Source organism: Thermodesulfobacteriota bacterium (assembly GCA_036482575.1).
Lineage (GTDB): Bacteria > Desulfobacterota > GWC2-55-46 > GWC2-55-46 > JAUVFY01 > JAZGJJ01.
The window spans coordinates 1-6,544 of sequence record JAZGJJ010000052.1 but is presented as its reverse complement, the minus strand read 5'-3'; the positions used below and the strand labels follow the sequence as shown (position 1 = coordinate 6,544).

The 6,544-nt window shown below is 60.5% G+C and carries 6 protein-coding genes; 1 reads left to right on the top strand and 5 read right to left on the bottom strand.

The genetic code is table 11. The annotated features are described in order from the left end of the window. Window positions 1-208, bottom strand: a 208-nt coding sequence (locus tag V3W31_02460) for a DnaJ domain-containing protein (GenBank protein ID MEE9613800.1), incomplete at its 3' end; no start/stop codon positions are given. A 38-nt stretch (window positions 209-246) separates the two neighbouring features. Beyond that, a complete protein-coding gene (gene dnaK / locus V3W31_02455; GenBank protein MEE9613799.1) occupies window positions 247-2,169 on the bottom strand; it encodes a molecular chaperone DnaK in 1,923 nt (640 codons plus the stop codon). 211 nt (window positions 2,170-2,380) lie between these two features. Here dnaK and V3W31_02450 point away from each other — a divergent pair, with 211 nt between their 5' ends. Then, complete coding sequence (locus tag V3W31_02450; protein ID MEE9613798.1) at window positions 2,381-3,262, top strand: tetratricopeptide repeat protein; 882 nt, start codon at window positions 2,381-2,383, stop codon at window positions 3,260-3,262. Between the two features lie 90 nt (window positions 3,263-3,352). Here the strand turns inward: V3W31_02450 and V3W31_02445 are convergent, their stop codons facing one another. The 3 genes from V3W31_02445 to V3W31_02435 are packed head-to-tail and all read right to left on the bottom strand — an operon-like array spanning window position 3,353 to window position 6,441. Continuing rightward, window positions 3,353-4,204 (bottom strand): cytochrome c3 family protein, encoded by an 852-nt coding sequence (locus tag V3W31_02445; GenBank protein MEE9613797.1) that lies wholly within the window; start codon window positions 4,202-4,204, stop codon window positions 3,353-3,355. Window positions 4,205-4,208: 4 nt separating this feature from the next. Next, window positions 4,209-5,576, bottom strand: coding sequence for an NrfD/PsrC family molybdoenzyme membrane anchor subunit (gene nrfD / locus V3W31_02440; GenBank protein ID MEE9613796.1), 1,368 nt, complete (start codon window positions 5,574-5,576; stop codon window positions 4,209-4,211). A 10-nt stretch (window positions 5,577-5,586) separates the two neighbouring features. Beyond that, a complete protein-coding gene (locus tag V3W31_02435; protein MEE9613795.1) occupies window positions 5,587-6,441 on the bottom strand; it encodes a 4Fe-4S dicluster domain-containing protein in 855 nt (284 codons plus the stop codon). Between the last annotated feature and the right edge of the window lie 103 nt (window positions 6,442-6,544).

Genomic DNA, 6,544 nt, shown 5'->3' with positions numbered 1-6,544 from the left:
CCCCCATGTCGTATTCACGGCGTTTCTTCGGGTCCCCCAGTACGGAGTGGGCTTCGTTTATCTCCTTGAACCGGGCTTCGTTCTCTTTGTCGTCGGGGTGCAGGTCGGGATGATACTTCCTGGCGAGGCTGCGGTAGGCCTTCTTTATCTCTTCGGCGGTGGCGTCCCCGGCCACGCCCAGCACTTTGTAGTAGTCTTTTCTCTGCATGCGTTTTTACGGGCGTAGCCGGGACGATAGGTGTACGTTTATTCCGGAGGGTTCTGCTTCTCCTCGACCACTTCGGCGTCGACAACCTCGGCGTCGACCTTGCCCGCCTCCGGGGCGGCTTCGCCCTCCTCCCCCCCCTCCCCCTCCGGGGCCTCGGCGGTCTGCTTATAGAGGGTTTCCCCCATCTTGTGCGAGGCGGAGTTAACGGCCTCCGCGGCCTTCTTCAACTCCGCCGCGTCGTCCTTCGCAAGCGCCTCCCTGGCGCCCGCTATCGCGTCCTCGACCTCCTTCACCTCGGCCTCCGGGAGCTTTTCCTTGTTTTCGTTAAGGACCTTCTCGGTCGAGTAGATAAGGGAGTCGAGCTTGTTCCTCTCGTCTATAAGCTCTTTCCTCTTCTTGTCCTCCTCGGCGTGCCCCTTGGCGTCCGTTACCATTTTATCCACCTCGTCCTTATCGAGCCCGCTCGAGGCGGTAATGGTTATCTTCTGCTCCTTGCCGGTGGCCGTGTCCCTGGCCGAGACGTTCAGTATGCCGTTGGCGTCGATGTCGAAGGTTACCTCCACCTGTGGCATGCCTCTCGGGGCCGACGGTATGCCCACGAGGTGGAACCTCCCGAGCGTCCTGTTGTCCGGCGCCATGGACCTCTCCCCCTGGAGCACGTGGATCTCGACCTGCGTCTGGTTGTCCGCGGCCGTGGTGAAGACCTCTTTTTTCTTGGTGGGGATGGTGGTGTTGCGGTTTATGAGCGCGGTCATGACCCCTCCGAGCGTCTCCACGCCCAGCGAGAGCGGGGTAACGTCCAACAGCACCACGTCGTCCACGTCTCCGGCGAGCACGCCCGCCTGTATGGCGGCCCCCACGGCCACGACCTCATCGGGGTTCACCCCCTTGTTGGGCTCCTTGCCGAATATCTCGGCTACCATCTTATGGATAGCCGGCATCCTGGTCATGCCGCCGACGAGCACCACTTCGTCTATGTCCGAGGCCTTGAGTCCCGCGTCGGCAAGGGCCTGCTCGCAGGGCTTGCGGCTCCTCTCCACGAGTTCCGAGGTAAGCTGCTCGATCTTCGCCCTCGAAAGCCTTATGACCATATGCTTGGGCCCGGTGGCGTCCGCGGTTACGAAGGGCAGGTTTATCTCGGTCTCCGCCACGCTCGAGAGCTCTATCTTGGCCTTCTCCGCGGCCTCCTTGAGCCTCTGGAGCGCCATCTTGTCCTTCGAGAGGTCTATGCCCTGGTCCTTCTTGAACTCCTCGACGAGCCAGCTTATTATGCGGTGGTCGAAGTTGTCGCCCCCGAGATGCGTGTCGCCGTTGGTCGACTTGACCTCGAAAACCCCTTCGCCGACATCGAGTATGGAGATGTCGAACGTGCCCCCGCCGAAGTCGAATACCGCTATCTTCTCTTCCTTCTTCTTATCGAGCCCGTAGGCCAGAGACGACGCGGTGGGCTCGTTTATTATCCTCTTTACGTCGAGCCCCGCTATCTTCCCGGCGTCTTTTGTGGCCTGGCGCTGGCTGTCGTTGAAGTAGGCAGGCACCGTTATTACCGCCTCGGTCACGGGCTCGCCGAGGTAGGCCTCGGCCGACCTCTTGAGTTTTTGCAACACCATGGCCGATATCTCCGGCGGCAGGTACACCTTCCCCATGTTGGCCGACTTTATGACGGCCCTGCCGTGGTCGTCCTTCTCCACATGGTAGGGCACCATCTTCATCTCTTCGTTGACCTCGTCGTAGTTCCGGCCCATGAACCTCTTTATCGAAAATATCGTATCCTCCGGGTTGGTGACGGCCTGCCTCTTGGCGACCTGGCCGACGTGTATCTCCTTATCCCTGGTAAAGGCCACCACCGAGGGCGTAATCCTGTTGCCCTCCTCGTTTACTATAACCTTCGGCTCCCCGGCCTCCATAACCGCCACGACCGAGTTGGTGGTGCCGAGGTCTATACCTATAATCTTTCCCATCTTTTATCCCCTCCTGGTAGTTTACTATAGTCGGTTTACGGACCCCTGTCAAACCCCTCGCGCATCCGCGCGGGGGTGGGGCCCCACGTGTATAATGTAGGGAGCAAACCCCCGAATGTCAAGGGCCGGGGGAAATTCCCGGAAATTTTTTTCCGGACGTTGTAACCCTTCTGATTATATGGTATTTTCCTGTATGGTGGAAGGGTTTGGGATGGAAAGAGAAAGCGAAAAAAAGAGAGCGGCCGGGGCGGCCGGGCCTGGGGGAGCGGGGCTATTTATCCTCATTCTGGCGGTCGCCCTCGGGGCAGCCGCCCACAGGAGAAATTCCGTCTTTCTCGACGACGTAACGCTCTGGAGCGACGCGACGGCCAAGAACGCCTCGAGCGCGAGGGGCCACTACAACCTCGGGGTCACCTACCAGCGCCTGGGACGTACCGACGACGCGATCGGAGAGTACAAAGAGACCATCGGGCTCCGGCCCTACCTGGCGGACCCGCACCTGAACCTCGGCAACGCCTACCTCAAAAAGGGCCTTATGGAAGAGGCCGCCGTCGAGTACGGGGCCGCCATAACGGCCGAGCCGTGGAACGCCTCCGCCCACTACAACCTCGGGCTTCTCCACGCGAGGCAGGGGAGGACGCTTCCGGCGATAGAGGAGTACCGGGAGGCCTTAAGGCTCAAGCCGGGCCACGCAAGAGCCCGTAACCACCTCGGCACGGCCTACCTGAGGCTGGGTAAGCCCGGCCCGGCCGCCGAAGAATACGCGGAGGCCGTAAGGCTCGACCCCGGTCGCGCCGAATACCGCTACAACCTCGGGACCGCCCACGCCATGAACGGCTCCCACGACGAAGCGATCCGGGAACTGAGTGAGGCCCTTCGCATAAACCCCGACTACCCGGAGGCCCTAACCAACCTCGGCAACCTCTACGTCCTCACCGGGCGGACGGGCGAGGCCATAGAGACGTACGAAAAGGCGCTCAGGCTGGACCCCGGCCTGAAGGAGGCGCACCATAACCTCGGTCTCCTCTACGCGGAGAAGGGGCTTACGGACGAGGCGGATAAGAAGGCGCTGGAGGAGCTTAAGGACCGGTAGTTTCCCAGGGTCGAAGAAGGGACAAAAAAAGGGTTTGCACTATAAGAACGTGCAAACCCTGCGGATGGTCTGACCGGGGAGGGAGGAGCCTTAGTGGAGGCTCGTGGGCTCGCCCTCGGCGGAGTGGCCGGTGTCGTGGCCGACGGCGTCGGTGGCGTGGCCGCCGCCGTGGTGGCCCTTTTCATGGTCCGCGTTCAACATGCCCTTGGGGAGCTCCGGGGCGGGCTCAGGCGCTATCTGCTTGAAGCCCGGCTGGACGTCGTGGGGGTTGTGGCACTCGGTGCAGACCCACCACCTCTTCTTACCGCCCGGCTCCCAGGAGCCTATGCGCTTCCCGTGTATGCCGTCCCTCCAGTCGCGGAATATCTGGCCGTGGCACTTGCCGCAGAGTTTTTGCGGCTGGTTAAAGCTTATCTCATTGCCCCTGTGGTCTATAAGCGTGTCGCGGTTGGTTGGGTTGTGGCAGTCGAGGCACCAGATCGCCCCCCTGCCGTGCTTCAGGTCCTTGGGGTCCCTGGGCGCGTAGGCCTCATGCGGGTACATCTCGGAAGTAATCACGCGCGGGTTGCTGTCCTTGGGGAACGGGACCATCGTACCGTTATGGCATAGACTACAGGGCATGTAGTACATAAGGTTCTTGCCTCCGGCGTCGGCCGGAACCCTCGGTTTTACGACGGCCTCTTCGTGCAGGTAGTCGGCCTCTATGTCGGGCATCTCGCCCATGGGCTGAGTACCGTCGAACGGGTCGCCCCACCAGAGTACGCCGCCCGTTTTATCCGAGCACTTGACGTTCGGGAGGCCGGGCTCTATCTCGGTCTTCTGGACCCTGGTATAGCCCTCCCTGCTCTCGAAGCACTCCCCTTCTTCGGCCGAGGCCGTCCCCACGAGTCCCCCGAGGAACACTAAGGTCAAGCCGCACGCTATAAGTATCCTGATAATCATGGCTCTATTCTTTCTTCCCCCCCCCTCCCCATTTGCCCTTATCCCAGGGCTTGGGGCCGGTGGAGGCTGCATCTTTCGGGGCCGTGGCCGCCGCGTTACCCACCACGGGCACTGCCGCGGGCCCGCCGGCTCCGTCGTCCCCGTTGTACCTGATCTCGCCGGTCAGTATCCCGACGGAGAACTTAAGGAGTATGGTGAAGACCCCAAGCCCTATGGCCCAGCTGCCGAGCGAGATGAATATCTCTATCCACGACGGCGTGTACTCGGTGAACTCGCCTATGGGGCTCGGTATGAAGCCGGGCAGGAGGAGCCCCATTCCCTTTTCGATCCATATGCCCGCGAACGCCAGTATGCATATGTACGGGAGTATATTATGGTTCTTCCTTATACTGGGTATCAGGAACAGTATGAAGGCCGTTATCATCGACAACAGGGAGACCCAGAACCAGGGCACGAGCTTCGTCAAGCCGTGCATCCCGAACATCAGGTACTTGAGCGAGAACGAATGCTCGGTGCTCGGGTAGAGTTCGGTCACTATCTCGGAGAGCGCGAGGAAGAGCGCTATACCCAGGCACCAGGTGATTATCTGCGAGAGGAGGTTTATGGCCTCGTCCGCTATCTTCAAGGTGGTGTTCTTCCTTATTACGAGGAACGCCACTATAATCAGGCAGGGTCCGGCGGCGAACGCCGTGATTATAAACTTTATCGGCATGACCGAATGGAACCACATGGGCCGGGCGGGCATGGTGTTGATGAGGAACGCCGTGACCGTATGGATACTCAGGGCCCAGACCATGGTCACGTAGACAAAGGGCATGTAGAACCTCTTGTTGATCTCCCTGCCCGCGTACTTCTTATAGAGGTAGTAGAAGGCGCATATGAGGTTAAGGACCAGGTAGGCGTTAAGGACCATCACGTCCCATGTGAGCATCGAGTTGGGCCAGTTGAATATGCCGTGGAAGTACGGTATCGGCGCCCAGCTCGGGATCATGTGCCACGCCCTGTCGGGTCTGCCCATGTGCGCCAGCACGAAGAGCAGGCACATCACCACCGCGGCGATGGCAAGGCATTCGCCGAGGACCACTATCTCTTTAAGCTGCTTGTGCTTGTAGATATAGGCCGGGAACACGACCGTCACAGCGGCCGCGGCCACGCCGACAAGGAAGACGAAGTTGGCGAGGTATATGCCCCAGGTGACCTGGTCGGTCAGGCCCGTCACTATCATGCCCTTGGTGGCCTGATGGTACCACCCGTAGGCCCAGAGCATGACGAAGAAGCCGAGGAAGCCCAGCCAGGCGTAGTACTTCGGCCCGCCCTTGAGCGCGCAGATGGCGAGGTCCTTGCAGAAGTTTATCTTCGACTTTACGTTCATCTCTTTCGCCTCAGTCTATGAAGTAGAAGAACTTGGGGTACGTATTCAAGTCGGCCCTTATCCTGAAGACCTTTTTCTTGTCCAGTATCTTCCTTACCTCGCTATTGGGGTCGAGCAGGTTGCCGAACTTCCTGGCCCCTACGGGGCAGACTTCCACGCAGGCCGTGTATCTGCCGCGCCTGGTCCTCTGCAGGCAGAAGGTGCATTTTTCGACGACACCCTTCATGCGCGGCCTGTTGCCGAGGTAGTGGGTCTTCGGGTTCATGTCTTCCTTGGGGAGGTTGGGCTCGCCCCAGTTGAAGCGCCGCGCCCAGTAGGGGCAGACGCCCATGCACATCCTGCACCCGATGCACCAGTTGTAATCTATAACGACTATGCCGTCCGGGTCGCGGTAGGTCGTCCTGACGGGGCAGACCTTGACGCACGGCGGCTTTTCGCAATGCATGCACTGCATGGGGAAGTAGAAGGCTTCCTTTTCCGGGACTTTTTCGGGCTCGTAGTAGTGCTGGCCTTCGAGCACCACTCCGGCGGGCTTGTGGGCGTTGCCGCCTACCTGCACGCCGTAGTCCCTGGGGTAGCCCTTGTCCATGTCCGACTCGGAGAAGTTCCCCTTCTCCATCCTTATGACGCGTATCCACTGGATCTCGGTGGCTTCCCCATCGGGGTGGTGCCGGGACTGGTTGTTTTCCTTGACGCAGGCGTGGACGCAACGTCTGCATCCGATGCACTTCTGGATATTAAGGGCGTAGCCGAAGAGGACGCCTTCCTTGGCGGGGATGCCGTCCACGGTGGTCTTCTTGCCGTACTCCTCGGTATAGCGCGTTTCGAGCCTGTCTATTGCGTCCTTCTTCTCATCCTCGGTCATGAGGCGGTAGTTCGCCTGGAACCATTCGGCCCACGTGGCCTTGGCCTCGGCCTAGTTCGAGCCCGTGAGGAGCGCCGCGGCGCCCGCCAGGGCCGAGGTGCCG